The sequence below is a fragment of the Streptomyces sp. NPDC045899 genome, from assembly GCF_056431485.1.
The window spans coordinates 46,840-61,497 of sequence record NZ_JBWKKP010000031.1 but is presented as its reverse complement, the minus strand read 5'-3'; the positions used below and the strand labels follow the sequence as shown (position 1 = coordinate 61,497).

Genomic DNA, 14,658 nt, shown 5'->3' with positions numbered 1-14,658 from the left:
GCGGACCACACCCCCGGCGGATCCTGACAACCCGGAAGTTATCCAAGATCGAACATCTGTAGGGGTTCGGGCGGCTTCCTCGTAGCATGGCGGCGAATGATCACTTCTGCCATGGAGAAAGACACCGACTCGGGAGGGGACGGGTGGAGGGTTCCACAACGGTGCCGGAGGCGGTCGCCGCGCTGCACGCCCGGATCGGCGCGCTCACCGACGAGGTCATCGCCGCCCTCCGCGGCCAACTCCCCTCCTATGCCGCGCTTCCGCCGGAGGGCATCCGGCCGCGGGTGACCATGGCGATCCGCAACGGCCTGGCGGTGGTGCAGCGCTGGGCCGACGAGGAGCAGCGGTCACCGCGGGACGGCGTGCGCGACGGCGGCCGGTCCCACGACCTCCCCGCCGGATACCTGGGTGAGGTCGCCGCCCTGGCCCGGGTGCTTCCGGTGGAGGACGTGCTCTCGGCGTACCGCATCGGATCGGACGTCGTCTGGCGGTGTTTCGGGGAGGAGATGGCCGCCCGGCACGCCACCGCCGAGGAACTGCTGCCGATCGCGGAGACACTGCGGGCCTGGGCCAACGCCACCACCCTGCGCATCGTCCGCAGCTGCCACACCGCGGCCAGGCGGGACATCACCACCGACCGGCGGAACTCCGCCCTGGTCCGGGCCCTGCTCCTGGGCGAGGCGCGCTGGGACGATCCGCATGACCCGGACGCCGTGGACGGCCAGGGCACCGACGGGGCCACCTGCGACCGGAGCGCCCTGCGCCTGCCGTTCCGCGCACGCCTGCCCGGCTCCGGCTCCGGGCGCCCCGCCCCCGCGGCCGCCGCCGAGCACGAGGTCCTGGCACGCGCTGTCGATCTGCTGGGGCCCTGGCTCGCGGGCGACGCGGTCGGCGGCCCTCTGGTGACGACCGTCGACGGGGACGCCGCCGGGCTGCTGACCGCGCGCCCGGACGGACTGTGCCGCGGCCTGGTGGTGGGCGTGGGCGCCCCGGCCGCCCGTGCCGCCCTCGCCACCGAGTTCACCCGCGCCACCCAGGCGCTGCGCGCCGCGGTCGACTCCGGCCTCGTGGGGACCTTCACCCGCGAGGAACTGGGGCTGCGGGCCACGGTCGTGGCGATGCCCGCGATCGGCGCCCAGCTGGTGGGACTCCGACTGGAACCGCTGGCCGAACGCGGTGAGGACGGCGCCCAGTTGGAGGAGGCGGCCGCCGCCTACCTCCGTGCTGGCATGCGCCTGGAGGCCGCCGCCCGCAGCCTCTACGTCCACCCCAACACACTGCGCAACCGGCTCCGGCGCTTCGAGGAACTCACCGGAACCCATCTGCGCGACCCGGCCGACCTGGCCGAGGTGTGGTGGGCGCTGGCTCACCGCCGCATCCACGGCCCGGAGGACTGATCCCCCGGCGCGGCGGTCAGGCCCCGGCCGCCCGCGCCGCCTCCTCGACACTTTCCCGGACCCAGCCCAGAAAGGCCCGGACATCGGCGTCCGGCAGGGCGACCGCGAAGGCGCGGGGGCGTTCGAAGCTGTGCACCGCGGCGTCGACCAGCGGCCGGAACCGCTCCTCGGTCAGGGCGATCTCCCGCGCCGCGGTGCGCTTGGCCACCCAGCGGCCGGTGCGGCAGAACACCACGGCCCGGCAGCCGTTGAGCACCCGGTTGTCCGCGAGGTGTCCCTCACCGCCACTGTGCTCGACGACCGACGCGCGGACGGCGGCGAGCACGTCCCGGCGATCCGGCGCGGCGACCAGGTCCCGTGCGGGGCCGCCGAAGAGGGGGAGCCCGGTGTGGTGGGCGATGGACCGGTCGATGACGTACCAGAAGGCGGGGGACCGCGCCGGGTCGGCGTCGGCCCGGTCCGGCAGCGACGGGCCGGTGTTGAGATCGAGCAGATATCCCGCCTCCTCGGAGGGCCGACGGGCGAAGTCCGCTCCGTAGACGACCAGTTCCAGTCCGGCCGCGGGACAGGGCAGTGCGGAGTGGGCGAGGTCGTCGGCCAGGTCGTGCAGGGCCGAGCCGGGCAGGGACGGCTCCACCACGACCGTCAGATCGATGTCACTGCGGCCGTGCCGGTAGTCCCCGAGCGCCAGGGACCCGACCGCGAGGACACCGACCAGGTGGTCCCCGCACACCGCGCGCGTGCGCCGGAGGAGCTCCTGAAGGTAGGAGTGGAGTTCGGTGGGGAGGGACCGCGGCGGTCCGGATGCCGGGGTCACCCGCCCGCTCGCTCCGTGTCCGGCTCGGTGGACCGGGCGGCAGCCCGTACGAGGTTCTGCTCCAGTCGTTCCAGGGTGGCGAGGGCGTCCGCGCGTTCGTCGTCCGAGAGACCGGTGGCCGAGATCTCCTCGAGCTGGCTCCAGACCCGCTCCACCTCCCGGCGCAGGGCGTGGCTGGCCGTCGTGGGCTCGATGAGCGAGGCGCGCTTGTCGGTGGGGGAGGGACGGCGGCGGACGAAACCGGCCTGTTCGAGGCGGCGGACGGTGCGGGTCATGGTGGCGGCGTCGGAGTCCATCAGGCGCACCAGGTCGATCTGACGCTGCGGGCCCAGTTCCCAGAGGTGCATCATGACCAGCTCCTGGCCCGGGTGCAGACCGATGCGGCGCAACAGCTGTCCCGCGAACATGCGGTGCAGCCTGGCCAGCCGGAAGATCGCGTGGCTGATCGGTCCGCCGCCGGCCGCGCCGGGAACCGGCACGGTGGCTTCCCGTTCCGTCACTCCGGAACCCCGCCCGGCGTCAGGTGTGGACTGGGCCATCTCTTCCCCACTCTCCTGTCTGGACAGCCGAAACTGTACCTGTGAGCTGCCCGTGGGCGTTTCCTCGATCGCGTGGGGCATCGGTCAGGCGAGGGTGACGAGGTCGCGGTAGTCCTCGCTCCACAGGTCCTCGTCCGCGTCCGGCAGGAGCAGGACGCGATCGGGCCGCAGCGCGTCGATGGCACCCTCGTCGTGAGTGACCATCACGATGGCGCCCGGATAGGAGCCGACCGCGGTCAGGACCTCGGCCCGGGAAGCGGGATCGAGGTTGTTGGTCGGCTCGTCCAGCAGCAGGACGTTGGCTCCGGAGTGCACCAGAGAGGCCAGCGCGAGCCGCGCCTTCTCCCCGCCGGAGAGCACTCCCGCGGGCTTGTCGGTGTCGTCCCCGGAGAACAGGAACGCGCCCAGCACCTGCCGCACTTCGCCCTCGGTGAGGTGCGGGGCGGCGTCGGCCAGGTTGCGCAGGACGGATCGGTCCGGGCGCAGGGTGTCGTGTTCCTGCGCGAAATAGCCCAGCCGCAGCCCGTGCCCGTGCACCACACGTCCCGCGTCCGGCCGCTGCTCGCCCGCCAGGATGCGCAGCAGGGTGGTCTTGCCCGCCCCGTTGAGCCCGAGGACGACCAGCCGGCTGCCCCGGTCCACGGCCAGATCGACCCCGGACAGAACGTGGTGCCCGCCGTAGGACTTGGTCAGACCGGCCGCGCCCAGCGGGATCCGTCCGCACGGCCGCGGTTCGGGCAGCCGGATCCTGGCGACCCGCTCCGTCCGGCGTGCCGGTTCCAGGCCGGCCAGCATGCGATCGGCGCGCCGTGTCATGCTCCGGGCCATGACCGCGGTCGCCGAGCGGGCCTTCATCTTGTCCGCCTGTGCGTGCAGGGCGGCGGCCTTGCGCTCGGCTCCGGCCCGTTCGCGGGCACGCCGCCGTTCGTCCGCCTCCCGCTGGGTGAGATAGGCGTCCCAGCCCGTGTTGTGGATGTCGATCGCCGCCCGGGTGGCGTCCAGGTGGAACACCCGGTTGACGACATCGGCGAGCAGCGAGGTGTCATGGCTGATCACCACGAGACCGCCCCGGTGGTTCAGGAGGAAGGCCCGCAGCCAGCCGACGGAGTCGGCGTCGAGGTGGTTGGTCGGCTCGTCCAGCAGCAGGGTGCCGCCGTCCTGGCCGGAGAGCAGGATCCGCGCCAGCTCCACCCGGCGCCGCTGTCCGCCGGACAGTGTGCCCACCGGCTCACCCATGACCCGGTCGGGCAGCCCGAGACCGGCCGCGACCCGGGCGGCCCCGGCCTCCGCCGCGTATCCGCCACCGGCCTCGAACGCGGCCTCGGCCCGTGCGTAGTCGTTCATCGCCCGCTCCAGCACGGCGGGGTCCTCGGCCCTGGCCATCGCGGCCTCCGCCGCGCGCAGCCGACGCAGTGCCCGGTCCAGGCCCCGGGCGGACAGGATCCGGTCGGTGACGGTGACCGCCGGGTCGGCGGCCCGGGAGTCCTGGGCGAGAAGCCCGACCGGGCCGGTGTGCGTGATCGTCCCGGCGGTGGGGCGGGACTGTCCGGCGAGGGCGGTCAGCAAGGTGGTCTTGCCCGCGCCATTGCGGCCGACCAGACCGATGCGGTCGCCGGGCGAGACGGTGAAGGAGAGGTCGGACAGCAGCAGGCGGGCACCCGCGCGCAGCTCGACCCCATGAACGGTAATCATGGAAGAACGCTCCGAAACAGCGAAAGGACACACTTCTGGCGTGGAAGCGGGTCCTCAGCTAGGAAATGCGGGGCGTCGACATGGGGCCACCGTAAGGGGCCGCCCGCGGCGACCGCATCCGATTTCTTGCCGCGGGCCTGCGCGCAAGCCGTTCCAGGGCCGGTTCGCGGCGTGCGCGTCGAGGCACGACCGCACCGCCCCCCACACCGTCCGGCCGTGACATGATCGGATCATGGCCGAGGACACGGGATATCTGCTGGACAACCGCCAGGCCGAGGCGGGCACCCGCTTCGAGGCGCTGTCGGCCCTCTTCGACCCCTCGACGTTCCGGCACTTCGAGACGGTCGGTATCGACGAGGGCTGGCGGTGCTGGGAGGTCGGGGCCGGCGGCCCCACGGTCCCCGGCTGGCTCGCCGGACGCGTCGGACCGAGCGGGCAGGTGCTCGCCACCGACATCGATGTGTCCTGGATCCGGGAGGCCGCCACCGAAGGAGTCGAGGTACTCCGCCACGATGTCGCCCTCGACCCGCCCCCGCCCGGCCCCTTCGACCTGATCCACGCCCGCCTCGTCCTGGTCCACATCACGGACCGCGACGCCGCGCTGCGCTCCATGGCCCGGGCGCTCCGCCCCGGCGGCTGGCTGCTGATCGAGGACGCCGACCCCGCTCTCCAGCCACATATCTGTCCCGACGAGTACGGCCCCGAGCAGGAGTTGGCCAACCGGCTGCGCCGCGGAGTCCGCCAGTTGCTCGAGGGGCGGGGCGCCGACCTCGCCTACGGACGGAAACTGCCGCGGCTGCTGCGCGGGATCGGCCTCGTGGAGGTCGAGGCCGACGCCTACTTCCCGATCGCCTCGCCCCACTTGGACGTCCTCGAGGCGGCCACCGTCCATCAGGTACGGGACAAGCTCATCGCCGCGGGTCTCGCCACGGACGAGGAGATCGAGCGGCACCTCGCCCATATCGCGACAGGGCGGCTGGACCTCGCCACCGCACCGTTGATCTCGGCCTGGGGCCGCCGGCCCCTCGAAGACGGCCCCGGCCGACGGCCCCCCGAACACTAGGCCCAGTTCTGTCGGTCTGCGTGGATCAGGCCGCGGCGTCTGGTGCAGGGGGCACCTCCCCGCGGTAGCCGGGTCGGCTGGCATGGCCGAGCGTCGTCCTTGCACTGGGCGTACTCGGACGATCCCACGATGATCGCGCGGCGCTTCCCTGTCCGCTTCAGCCCCGCGCAGACCTGGCGGATCCTGCGTCAGATGGGCTGGACCGTACAGGTCCCGGCGCGCGCCGGGCCGCCGAACGCGACGAGGTCGCGGTGACCGCCGTGGGAAGAAGGGCTGTCAGGAAAAGGATTTCGCTGCCTTGCTGGATGCACCCATCAGCAGCTCGGCAGGCCACCGTCGTGCTGGTGTGGGACGACTGCACCCACCACGTCGGTGCCGCGATGCGCGAACTGATCGCGACCCGGCAGTGGCTGACCATCTTCTCATTCCCTGCTACACACCGACCGCAACCCCGGCCGCCGGCATGTGGGCCCCATCTGGAGGCCGGACTCTCCCCGCCCCGACATGACGTCAGCCCGACCCGGAAAACTCTGTATCTCTGGCGTGCCTCCCTGGACGGCGGTGCCGTTTGGTTCTTTTGGCTGTGTGATAGGTGAGGCGACGTTCGTATGTTGGTATGAATAGCCGCAAAGCGGTCATCACAGTCGCGGCGAGCGGCTGCCGCGCGCCATGAAAGAGGTGTCCGATGGGCATCAGTTGTCGGTCGGGGCCGAAGAACAGGCCCGCGGAGGTTGTGCCGCCGCATCGCGATGGCCCTGGCCTGACGCCGGCACCCGCGCTGGTGGCGGCCAGTCAAGAATTTCCGCGTGGGCGCTCATGGTGGCGGCGGCTCGTTGGGGCGGTGCTGGCGCCGCTGCTGGCGTTCACGGCCACTGCCGCACACGCTCAGGGCGTCTGGTTGACCTTGCCGTCGATGCCGACCGCCCGCTTCAGCCCGGCAGGGGCGGCGGCGCCCTGCCCGGCGGGAATGACGAACACCTGCGTGTACACCATCGGCGGGGATAGTTTCTCGGGCTTTCTGGACACGGCAGAGGTATACACACCAGCCACCAATACGTGGGTGACCCTGCCGTCGATGCCCACCGCGCGCTCCGGCCCGGCAGGGGCAGCGGCACCCTGCCCCAAGGCGTCGAATGGCCCCTGCGTGTACGTCGTCGGCGGAGAAAAGGCCAGTACTGGCTCGCTCTCGGACTTCGTGAACACAGCGGAGGCATTCGCGATCGAGCGCTCCTCCGATCCGCAGCCCCCTCTCCCCTGCCCCCACGATCCGCATGGCAAGTGCCCGCCCAAACCTCGACCGCACCCTCACCACTGACGAGGGCGGCTTCGCAACCGTGCGGAAGGCCTTCAGCTTGTTGATCGCCCCTTCGACGGTGTTGCGCTTCTTGTAGCGGGCCTTGTCGAAACCGGGCGTCCAGCGGGAACCTCCAGCCGTGGCATGTGTATGTCGTGACCGGCGAACCCTTGGCCGAACTGAAGAGACACGCGAGCGCCAGGGCACTGGCGGGAGACCCGGGTGATGAGCGGGAGTATCCGATGTACCCGGACGAACTGACCTCGCCGTATCTGGACCGCTTCTCCGCTGCGGCAGCTCAGCGATACGAAGAGCTGGGGATGGAGCGCGACGACCCCGACCGGCCCTGCCGAGATCGACGGGACACTGCCTAGTGGTCGGTTGTGCCACGGATCGCCTCGGCGGCCGACCGTGCGAACCCCGCCACGGTACGCGGGCAGCGCCAGCGGGACTCCGGATCGGGGTCCTCACCCTGCTCGTCGAGGTCGTGCCACGAGTACTCCGCGCCCCCGCCGAGCAGCGACAGCAGCACGGGGAAGAGCTCCAGCCGCATGTCGAGGTCGCCGTCGTCGCAGGGATGACTCCCGTGGTCGCAGCTGAGGTCCGCCGCGGCCGGGTCCGAGGCGACGGCCAGCAGCGCGTCCGCGGTCCGGTCCGCCACCGCGGAATCCGCCGCCCATGTCGCATGGCCGGACATCAGGACCAGCCCCAGCGTGAAGAACGCAGTCACATCCGGATCCCGGGGCACCGCGGCCCGCGCCCGGCCGAGCCGCTCCACACACCGCGACAGGGTCTCGTCGGGCTCCCCCAGGAAGTACCCCTGTCGTATCGAGTCCCAGTCATCGACCAGCTGTTCCGCATCGGAGATCATGATCCGAAGGACGATGGACCGGGCGTACCGGTTCCCCGTGCGCCGGATCCTGCTGAGAGAGTGAGGCGATGAACGCACGCATGAAGCAGGGACAGTGCCCGGACTGCGGATCGACCGAGGTCTTCCCCATCGACCTCCACCGGAACCAGGGGGGAGCGATCTGGGTCATGCTCTGGGACACCTACGGGCGCAAGCGCATCGATCTCACCACACTCGCCTGTGCGGACTGCGGATTGATACGCCAGTACGCGGCCGACGACGCGAAGAGCCGCAATCACCTGGCACGGGCCCTGATCCGCCCCGCGGACGACCCCCGCTGAGCCGTCTTCGTCACAGGTCCACACCGGACGCCAGACGCTGGCCCACGGCGTTGTAGACATTGACGGTCGCGTCCGATCTCGACTCCTTCCAGTCCGCGTACGCCCACGCCAGAGCCCTCGCCGGTGACTCGTCCACGCTCCCGTCCATCGCGTTGCCCGGCTGGGGGCTATCGGTGAGATCCGTAGCGATATGGACGTCCCCGTCCTTGCTGAAGATGATCCCGACAACCGCGGTGACGTGCCGGGCGAGCTTCCTCTGCTCGGGCGTCCCCTTGGTCTTCAGACGGACACGGAACTCACGGGCCAGCTCCAGTGCCTCGTCATGATGGTCGATACGCGGCATGTCGGCTGTGGGGACCTCATCCTCGGCGGACGATCCGAAGGGCGTCAGACCAGTCACTCCGAGGGCGAGGGCGATCGTCAACGCCACGAGCGCCGCCAGGGCAGCAGCCGTCCACGTCCGGAGTCTGCGCTGAGCCATTCGCGTTCCATTCCACTCATCGATGCGCCATGCAGCGCGAGTGTAGGAACGCCCTCACCGATCGGCTGGAGTAGGCACTACTCATCTGCGGGAGTCGAGCGACCGGGTTGCTTCGGTTGTCCGCGCCGTGATGAAGAGACGCTTGTGCTGGGTTCCGCGGTCGGCACCGCGGCTACCCGCGCCCGGCGCGGGGCGCCACCCCCAGCCCCTTCAGCCGTTCGAAGTCGGCCGCGTCGATCTGTTCCAGAACCTTCAACTGGCGTTCCAGTGACTTGAGCTGGCGGCCGCTGTCCTCGTGGCGCCTGAGGGCGTCCGCGGTCGTGACGTGGAAGCGGGCGAGCGCGACCTTGAGGCTGCGGCTCTCAAGGATCATCCGGTAGATGGTCTCCTCCGCCAGGGCGTCCCGGACGGACCGGACCGGGCGGGTGAAGAACAGGGTGACGATCTGCCCCGCGCCCAGGGTTCCGATGATCGCGGGGGTCTGCCAGGTGACCCGGCCCGGCCACACGACCTGGACCACCGACAGCGCGAGCGCGATCAGCAGCAGACCCGCGCCCAGGCCGAGCAGGAACGTACTGGCGAACCGGACCGTGCGCTGCGCCCGCCGGAGCCGTTCCGAGGTCTGGATGCGGTAGTCGCGCAGCCGGGCGTCCTCGTAGGAGAGGATGCCCTCCTTGTCCTGGATATAGGAGGCGTAGCCGGTGAACTCGGCCTCCCCGCCCCTGGTCAGGCGGCGGTCGTCATCGGGCCGGGAGCCGAGGAAGCGGGCGAGCTCCGCCAGCCCGGTCATCACCTCGGCGCGCAGCACCCGTTCACAGAAGTCCAGCGCCGACAGGTGCCGCTCCAGCGTGCGGCTCGCGGTGAGGGCGTCGGAGACGACGAGCTGGCGGACGTTGTAGCGCGAGCGGATACCGGTCAGCAGTAATTGGATCTTGATGTCGGTGAGCACACCGAGCACCACGACATGAGTCGTCTCCTCCCGGCCGTCCGCCAGCAGGCCGTCCAGCAGCGTCGCCAGGCGTGACGGCTGACGGGGCTCGGGGCGTCCGCCGGAGCTGTGCTGGAAGTCGAACAGCGTGTTGGACGTCAGGTGGTGGACGCGCAGCCTGCCGCCCCAGCCGTCCTCGCGGGGCGGCGGGTCCAGCAACTCCGCGAGGCCGTCGACGTACTCGGCACCCCAGGTGTTCGCCTCGCAGTGCGCGCCGTACTGCCTGCGTTCGAGGTCGTACGCCTCACCCGGTACGTGCCAGTCACGGATGTTGATCAGATGGAGCACTCCGTCCCCGTGGCCGCGGGTCCGGGAGCCCACCGTGGCCTGGAGGAAGCGGGCGAGCGGGGAGTGGCGGATCTGCCCGGCGGACAGGACCCTGCGGTGCCCCTCCGTCCGGAAGCCGGTCCCGTTCTCGCTGTCGAGCAGCAGCTTGGACGCGGCGCTCTCCGGGAGACACAACTGGCAGTCCAGGTTCAGGAAGAGGTCGTTCTGCAGACACTGCGTGATCAATATGTACTGCGGTGCGCTCGCGTCCGGGCGTGGTGCGCGCGGTTCCATGGTCCCCCCTCGGCCGTCACACGCGCATCGGCATCCGGGGGTGCGACGGTCGTCCCCCTCGACGCGTGCTCCAGCGTCCATCATGCGACTGTTGATGAGGAGGCGGAAGCATCTGGCCGGTTCTGACACCAATCGACCGGATGAGTCAACGCGACCCGCCCCGGCCTCCTTGACCCCCGTCGTCAGGGGTGGGCCCTGACCGCGCCCAGCCCGGAGGTCCGGTGAGACCATCTCCACCACGATCTGGGAGTACGAAAGGTTGGGCTCATATGGCACGCCGGTCCGGGGCAAAGGCCAGAGAGGCTCGGCGTGCACGGGAGGCGAAGCGGGCCGAGGACGCGCGGCTCACCGCGAAGCGGGCCGCGCCCGGCGGCGAGGGCGTCAAGCACCGCGGGGGACTGCGCGGCAACCTGTGGCCGGTGGTGGGCGTACTGGCCTTGCTGACCGCGATCGGCGGATCGGTGCTGCTGGCCTCCTCTCGACTGCTGGAGGACATGTGGCGCGACCTCGCCCCGCGATGGCCCGGCGGCGGATACGGTTTCGCGGCCTCGGCCGGGTTCGTGCTCTTCCCCGCCGTGGCCGGAGTCGTCGTGGGGCTGGGCACTCTCTCCGAGGACATCAGGGGATGGCGGCGGAGCCGGAGGCCGCACCACATCGCCAGGGCGGCTGGTCACGGTGTACTCGCGGTGGCGAGCGGCCTGCTGGGCACCCTCGGCCTCGTGGTGGTGACGACGACGCTCAACGGGAAGGGGGGCACCCGCTCGGACGGCCTCTCCATCTTCCTCCGGCGCGAGTACCCCTTCATCGGGTACGTGGCGCTGGGCGGCATCGTGGCCCTGCTCGCGGTCGCCGCGGTGACGGTGAAGCTCCGGGAACTGCTGCGGCGCCGGGCGAGCGGGTCCGGTACCGCGCGGCCGTAGCCGGTTCCGCAGTCACACGAAGGGGCCTCGCCCTACCGGCCGGTTCGCCGCTCTACGGTCCTCGCTGCCGGCCCATGCCTATTCTGTGCCGGAGCCGCCGCCGGCGCCTGAAACGCGCACGCCGTGACCTCGCCGACCCGGCCCGGAACGGCACCCCAAGCGGTGCCGAGTTCAGGGGGTGGGCGGGCTGATGCCGCACCCGCCCCCTTGGGCGTCACGGAGCTGATCCCTGCCACGTGCGTTGCAGATGGCGCACGGATACGACGCCGGTTTACCCCAGGATCAATTCGTCGTTGGATGTGGTGATTTCAGGCTGCCGCATAGTCTCCCTGTCGACCGCACGGAGTGTTCCTGGAAGGCGCACTCACCGACATCGCGCCACCGGGGGATGCGCGCGCTTCCGCGAGCCAAGGGGGAATCACGGCGCGGTCGGTCAGGGAGAACCGTGGAAGAAGGGCGAGCATGAGCACTTTGCGCAAGCGCACCAAGGTCGGCGTCGCCGCGACCGTGCTGGGGGTCAGCGCACTGTTCGGAATGGCCGGACCGGCCTCGGCCGCGTCGGCGAGCACCACTCGCGCGAACGCCGACGCCGGCCAGGCCAGTGTGTCGGGGACGGCGCCGGACTGTGTGCATCGATCTGTGAACGGGCGGACGCACGAAGCCGTCGCGAGCAACAACTGTGATGGGACCATGCGACTGAAGATCGTCGTGAAGAACGGCTATGACAGTCGCTGTACGTCCATCGCGCGGGGGAGGTACCTCTACCACTCGTGGCCGTTCGGCTCCTATGACCGCACGGTGACCTGCTGACCGACGGGGGAGCCCGCGTTCAGCGTCCCCGTTCCTCGCGGCAGCGGTGCGCTCACGGGGGGAGTCGAGGGTTCCGCCGGGCTGACCCGGTCCCGGGCCCGCCGGTGTCAGGCTACGGGGGACACCGGCCCGTGACGGGAGGGGCGGGATGAGCAAGCGCGGGGTTGCGGAGGGCCGGTCTCGTCGAGGCCGGCCCTTCCGTCTGCCCGTGGCTCACCGCGTATGGCCTACGGCGGGGGCCGCCCCGGCGCCCCCTGCCATGCCTGCTCCGGGCCGGCGATCACCACGTCCACAACTCCTGTGCGGGGCAACCACGTTGACCTCTGCGCGTATCCACCGGGACTAGGCTGCGGCGATGCGGATCCACACCCTCGTCGCCGACGTGCTCATCGCGTTGGCGCAGACCAGCGTCGCCGTGCTTCTCGGGCAGGAGTCCGCGGCCCAGGGCTGGCCCGCGCTCGATGCGACGGGGTACCTGATGGTCGCCTTGGTCAACGCTCCGGTGGTGCTCCGCGGCAGGGCGCCCGTCGCCGTCTGCCTCGTGGTCCTGGTGATGTGGGCCGTGTATGTGACGGTCGGATACTGGCCCGTGGTCAACTCCTTCGCCCCGATGCTGGCCGTGTACACGGTCGCGGCCACGCGGCCGGTACGCACCGCGGTGGGCTGCGCCGCCCTGATGAGCGCCGTCTGGATCTACGCCGGTGCCATCAGCGAAGACGCCGTCATGGTGTCGGTCCTCGGCCAGGCCGTCGGCTTCTCCGTCGTCCTCGTCCGCTTCGGGTACACCGCCCGTCGTTCCGTGGAGCTGGCCGACCGGTTGCGTGAGGAACAGCAGGAACGGGCGCGCCGCGAGGTGGCGGATGAGCGCGGACGGATCGCGCGGGAACTCCATGATGTGGTCGCGCATCACATGTCGGTGATATCCGTCCAGGTGGGGCTGGCCCGCTTCGTCTTCGACACGGATCCGGAGACCGCCCGCAACGCGCTCGCCACCATCGAGGAGAGCAGCAGGAACGGTCTCGAGGAACTGCGGAGGGTCCTGCGGGTGCTGCGCGTCGACGGTGATGGGGGACCTGCCGCGCCCATGCCGGGAATCTCCCGGCTGGACGAGATGGCCGACCGTGTGCGGGCGGGAGGAGTGCCGGTGGACCTCCGTGTGCACGGCAGGCCACGTCCCCTTCCGCCCGGGGTCGAGCTGTGTGCGTACCGATGTGTCCAGGAGGCCCTGACCAACGTACTGAAGCATGCTCCCGGAGCGAGCACACAGGTACAACTGCACTACCAGTCACACCAGTTGACGGTCTCCGTCACGAACGGCGGCCAGGGCGTGAATCCGGACAAGATGCGGACCGGCAGCGGCCATGGCTTGATCGGCATGCGGGAGCGGGCCAAGCTGTACGGGGGCACGGTCACCGTCGGCCCACGGAGCGAGGGGGGATTCGCCGTCCGGCTCATCCTGCCGGTCTCCGTACAGACCTCGCCGAAGAGAGACGGCACAACGGAATGACCGCCGCATGACCAAGGTGCTTGTCGTCGACGATCAGTTCCTCATCCGGGCCGGGCTGGTGGGGCTGCTCCGTGCGGCCCCGGGGGTGGAGATCGTGGGGGAGGCCGCTGACGGCGGGGAAGCCGTGGCCCTGGCGGCCCGCACCCGCCCCGATGTCGTACTGATGGACATCCGGATGCCCGGCATGGGTGGTATCACGGCCACCGAGAGGATCCTCGCCCAGTCGGAGGATCCCGCCCCGAGGATCCTGGTCCTGACCACGTTCGACCTCGACGAGTATGTGTACGGGGCGCTGCGGGCCGGTGCTTCGGGCTTCCTGCTCAAGGACTCCGGCCCCGAGCGGATACTCGCGGCGGTCGCTGCCGTCGGAGGCGGCGACACGCTTTTCGCGCCCTCCGTCACCAAGCGTCTGGTCGAAGCGTACGCCCGGCACAGCGGTCGGTCATCTGCCGAAGCGCCACCCGACCTGGACGCGCTGACCGGCCGCGAGACGGAGGTGCTGCGGCTGGCCGCCCGTGGCCTGAGCAATCTGGAGATCGCCGGTGAGCTCTTCATCAGTGAGGCGACGGTCAAGACTCATCTGAACCGGGCGATGACCAAGCTCGAGTTGTCGAGCAGGGCACAGGCCGTGGTGCTGGCCTATGAGACGGGGCTGGTGCGGCCGGGCGAAGGAGCCTGCTGAACGCCGGCGGATATGGGAACGTCCCGCCGGCGCCCACCCTTCTGAGGGGGCGCTTGTGCGACGGTCTGCCGGCCCAGTCCGCGATCCCGGAGAGTGAGAAGGCGCGCTACCGGAATCTCGGGTGGACCATCGAGGACGGTGCGGACTGTCGTATCGCCCCTGTCGCCGCCGATCATCTCCAGGGCACCGGCCTCGGAACCGAGCTGCTCAAGGGAGCGCTCGGCGTCCTGCGTGAGCGTGGATGCCGGCACGTCATCCTCTTCGGCGGCACCCAGCCCTCCAACACCGGGGCGATCCGCGCCTACGAAAAGGCGGGATTCAAGCCGGCCGGTGTCTTTCGCGAACGAGGGATCGAGAGCGTCGATATGTGGCTCTCCTTGAACTAGAGGGCACGATGCTGTTCATGCGGTCATGTCGACGTTCCATTCCAGCGGCAGGGGCGTGTCGCAGAAGACGCAGACGAAGTGTTCGTCCCGCACGATGTTGCGCTGCTGACAGCCGGGGCAGCGACGGAAGGTCACCTCGTGGGTGAAGCCGCTCGGGGAAGCAATGCCGGCTCGGTCCAACGCCTTACCGACAGCCGTCCATGAGCTGATGTCCGGGCAGTAGCCGGTCGACTGGTTGCTGACTTCGTCGACCACCCACCACCCGGATTCCTCGCGGAAGCTCATCTCTCCGGCGCTCAGGACCGCTTCTCCGCCCGCACAAGACCTTTC

The 14,658-nt window shown here is 70.6% G+C and carries 17 protein-coding genes and 1 pseudogene; 11 read left to right on the top strand and 7 right to left on the bottom strand.

Translation table 11 applies throughout. From position 1 onward, the window contains the following. The first annotated feature begins 143 nt into the window (after positions 1–143). The gene (locus AC07FT_RS32330; protein ID WP_479179588.1) at positions 144–1,397 is read left to right on the top strand and encodes a helix-turn-helix domain-containing protein; all 1,254 of its coding nucleotides are present in this window, start codon (positions 144–146) and stop codon (positions 1,395–1,397) included. A gap of 16 nt (positions 1,398–1,413) precedes the next feature. Here the strand turns inward: AC07FT_RS32330 and AC07FT_RS32325 are convergent, their stop codons facing one another. The 3 genes from AC07FT_RS32325 to AC07FT_RS32315 all read right to left on the bottom strand — a co-directional run bounded on the left by AC07FT_RS32325 (position 1,414) and on the right by AC07FT_RS32315 (position 4,445). Next, on the bottom strand, positions 1,414–2,214 hold the full coding sequence (locus AC07FT_RS32325; RefSeq protein ID WP_479179587.1) for an aminoglycoside adenylyltransferase domain-containing protein: 801 nt from the start codon (positions 2,212–2,214) through the stop codon (positions 1,414–1,416). Then, positions 2,211–2,753: a MarR family winged helix-turn-helix transcriptional regulator gene (locus AC07FT_RS32320; protein ID WP_479179586.1), complete on the bottom strand. Its 543-nt coding sequence runs from the start codon at positions 2,751–2,753 to the stop codon at positions 2,211–2,213. Before AC07FT_RS32320 ends, AC07FT_RS32325 begins: the two co-directional genes overlap by 4 nt. 84 nt (positions 2,754–2,837) lie before the next feature. Continuing rightward, positions 2,838–4,445 carry an ABC-F family ATP-binding cassette domain-containing protein gene (locus tag AC07FT_RS32315; protein ID WP_479179585.1) on the bottom strand — a complete coding sequence of 536 codons (1,608 nt, stop codon included), beginning with the start codon at positions 4,443–4,445 and terminating at the stop codon, positions 2,838–2,840. Positions 4,446–4,677: 232 nt separating this feature from the next. On the opposite strand from AC07FT_RS32315, the gene AC07FT_RS32310 reads away from it, so the two are divergent. The 4 genes and pseudogenes from AC07FT_RS32310 to AC07FT_RS32295 all read left to right on the top strand — a co-directional run. Next, positions 4,678–5,508, top strand: a complete 831-nt coding sequence (locus AC07FT_RS32310; protein WP_479179584.1) for a class I SAM-dependent methyltransferase — start codon at positions 4,678–4,680, stop codon at positions 5,506–5,508. A gap of 129 nt (positions 5,509–5,637) precedes the next feature. Beyond that, positions 5,638–5,763 carry a winged helix-turn-helix domain-containing protein gene (locus AC07FT_RS32305; protein ID WP_479179582.1) on the top strand — a complete coding sequence of 42 codons (126 nt, stop codon included), beginning with the start codon at positions 5,638–5,640 and terminating at the stop codon, positions 5,761–5,763. Positions 5,764–6,193: 430 nt separating this feature from the next. Beyond that, complete coding sequence (locus AC07FT_RS32300; protein WP_479179581.1) at positions 6,194–6,823, top strand: Kelch repeat-containing protein; 630 nt, start codon at positions 6,194–6,196, stop codon at positions 6,821–6,823. A gap of 125 nt (positions 6,824–6,948) precedes the next feature. Further along, a pseudogene (locus AC07FT_RS32295) lies at positions 6,949–7,149 on the top strand (nitroreductase); the annotation flags it as partial. A gap of 23 nt (positions 7,150–7,172) precedes the next feature. Here AC07FT_RS32295 and AC07FT_RS32290 read toward each other — a convergent pair. After that, positions 7,173–7,673: a hypothetical protein gene (locus AC07FT_RS32290; protein WP_479179580.1), complete on the bottom strand. Its 501-nt coding sequence runs from the start codon at positions 7,671–7,673 to the stop codon at positions 7,173–7,175. 68 nt (positions 7,674–7,741) lie between these two features. Between AC07FT_RS32290 and AC07FT_RS32285 the strand changes: the two genes are divergently transcribed. Next, a complete protein-coding gene (locus AC07FT_RS32285) occupies positions 7,742–7,993 on the top strand; it encodes a hypothetical protein (RefSeq protein ID WP_471205017.1) in 252 nt (83 codons plus the stop codon). Between the two features lie 10 nt (positions 7,994–8,003). Here the strand turns inward: AC07FT_RS32285 and AC07FT_RS32280 are convergent, their stop codons facing one another. Both AC07FT_RS32280 and AC07FT_RS32275 read right to left on the bottom strand, forming a co-directional pair. Next, complete coding sequence (locus AC07FT_RS32280) at positions 8,004–8,474, bottom strand: hypothetical protein (RefSeq protein WP_471205015.1); 471 nt, start codon at positions 8,472–8,474, stop codon at positions 8,004–8,006. 172 nt (positions 8,475–8,646) lie between these two features. Then, the gene (locus AC07FT_RS32275; protein ID WP_479179578.1) at positions 8,647–10,023 is read right to left on the bottom strand and encodes a hypothetical protein; all 1,377 of its coding nucleotides are present in this window, start codon (positions 10,021–10,023) and stop codon (positions 8,647–8,649) included. A 269-nt stretch (positions 10,024–10,292) separates the two neighbouring features. On the opposite strand from AC07FT_RS32275, the gene AC07FT_RS32270 reads away from it, so the two are divergent. The 5 genes from AC07FT_RS32270 (at position 10,293) to AC07FT_RS32250 (ending at position 14,328) form a co-directional block, all read left to right on the top strand. After that, on the top strand, positions 10,293–10,943 hold the full coding sequence (locus AC07FT_RS32270) for a hypothetical protein (RefSeq protein WP_479179577.1): 651 nt from the start codon (positions 10,293–10,295) through the stop codon (positions 10,941–10,943). A 462-nt stretch (positions 10,944–11,405) separates the two neighbouring features. Beyond that, the gene (locus tag AC07FT_RS32265; protein ID WP_479179576.1) at positions 11,406–11,753 is read left to right on the top strand and encodes a hypothetical protein; all 348 of its coding nucleotides are present in this window, start codon (positions 11,406–11,408) and stop codon (positions 11,751–11,753) included. 355 nt (positions 11,754–12,108) lie between these two features. Further along, the gene (locus AC07FT_RS32260) at positions 12,109–13,260 is read left to right on the top strand and encodes a sensor histidine kinase (protein WP_479179575.1); all 1,152 of its coding nucleotides are present in this window, start codon (positions 12,109–12,111) and stop codon (positions 13,258–13,260) included. A 7-nt stretch (positions 13,261–13,267) separates the two neighbouring features. After that, the gene (locus tag AC07FT_RS32255) at positions 13,268–13,942 is read left to right on the top strand and encodes a response regulator (protein ID WP_479179574.1); all 675 of its coding nucleotides are present in this window, start codon (positions 13,268–13,270) and stop codon (positions 13,940–13,942) included. A 53-nt stretch (positions 13,943–13,995) separates the two neighbouring features. Continuing rightward, on the top strand, positions 13,996–14,328 hold the full coding sequence (locus tag AC07FT_RS32250; RefSeq protein ID WP_479179572.1) for a GNAT family N-acetyltransferase: 333 nt from the start codon (positions 13,996–13,998) through the stop codon (positions 14,326–14,328). 15 nt (positions 14,329–14,343) lie between these two features. Here AC07FT_RS32250 and AC07FT_RS32245 read toward each other — a convergent pair whose 3' ends face one another. Beyond that, positions 14,344–14,613 (bottom strand): hypothetical protein, encoded by a 270-nt coding sequence (locus tag AC07FT_RS32245; RefSeq protein WP_479179571.1) that lies wholly within the window; start codon positions 14,611–14,613, stop codon positions 14,344–14,346. Positions 14,614–14,658: the final 45 nt, after the last annotated feature.

What these genes read in the sequence shown, in the direction of transcription:
- AC07FT_RS32320 (WP_479179586.1), bottom strand. Translation starts at nt 2,753, where the DNA reads ATGGCCCAGTCCACACCTGACGCCGGGCGGGGTTCCGGAGTGACGGAA.
- AC07FT_RS32315 (WP_479179585.1), bottom strand. Translation starts at nt 4,445, where the DNA reads ATGATTACCGTTCATGGGGTCGAGCTGCGCGCGGGTGCCCGCCTGCTG.
- AC07FT_RS32310 (WP_479179584.1), top strand. Translation starts at nt 4,678, where the DNA reads ATGGCCGAGGACACGGGATATCTGCTGGACAACCGCCAGGCCGAGGCG.
- AC07FT_RS32305 (WP_479179582.1), top strand. Translation starts at nt 5,638, where the DNA reads ATGATCGCGCGGCGCTTCCCTGTCCGCTTCAGCCCCGCGCAGACCTGG.
- AC07FT_RS32300 (WP_479179581.1), top strand. Translation starts at nt 6,194, where the DNA reads ATGGGCATCAGTTGTCGGTCGGGGCCGAAGAACAGGCCCGCGGAGGTT.
- AC07FT_RS32290 (WP_479179580.1), bottom strand. Translation starts at nt 7,673, where the DNA reads ATGATCTCCGATGCGGAACAGCTGGTCGATGACTGGGACTCGATACGA.
- AC07FT_RS32285 (WP_471205017.1), top strand. Translation starts at nt 7,742, where the DNA reads ATGAACGCACGCATGAAGCAGGGACAGTGCCCGGACTGCGGATCGACC.
- AC07FT_RS32280 (WP_471205015.1), bottom strand. Translation starts at nt 8,474, where the DNA reads ATGGCTCAGCGCAGACTCCGGACGTGGACGGCTGCTGCCCTGGCGGCG.
- AC07FT_RS32275 (WP_479179578.1), bottom strand. Translation starts at nt 10,023, where the DNA reads ATGGAACCGCGCGCACCACGCCCGGACGCGAGCGCACCGCAGTACATA.
- AC07FT_RS32270 (WP_479179577.1), top strand. Translation starts at nt 10,293, where the DNA reads ATGGCACGCCGGTCCGGGGCAAAGGCCAGAGAGGCTCGGCGTGCACGG.
- AC07FT_RS32265 (WP_479179576.1), top strand. Translation starts at nt 11,406, where the DNA reads ATGAGCACTTTGCGCAAGCGCACCAAGGTCGGCGTCGCCGCGACCGTG.
- AC07FT_RS32260 (WP_479179575.1), top strand. Translation starts at nt 12,109, where the DNA reads ATGCGGATCCACACCCTCGTCGCCGACGTGCTCATCGCGTTGGCGCAG.
- AC07FT_RS32255 (WP_479179574.1), top strand. Translation starts at nt 13,268, where the DNA reads ATGACCAAGGTGCTTGTCGTCGACGATCAGTTCCTCATCCGGGCCGGG.
- AC07FT_RS32245 (WP_479179571.1), bottom strand. Translation starts at nt 14,613, where the DNA reads ATGAGCTTCCGCGAGGAATCCGGGTGGTGGGTGGTCGACGAAGTCAGC.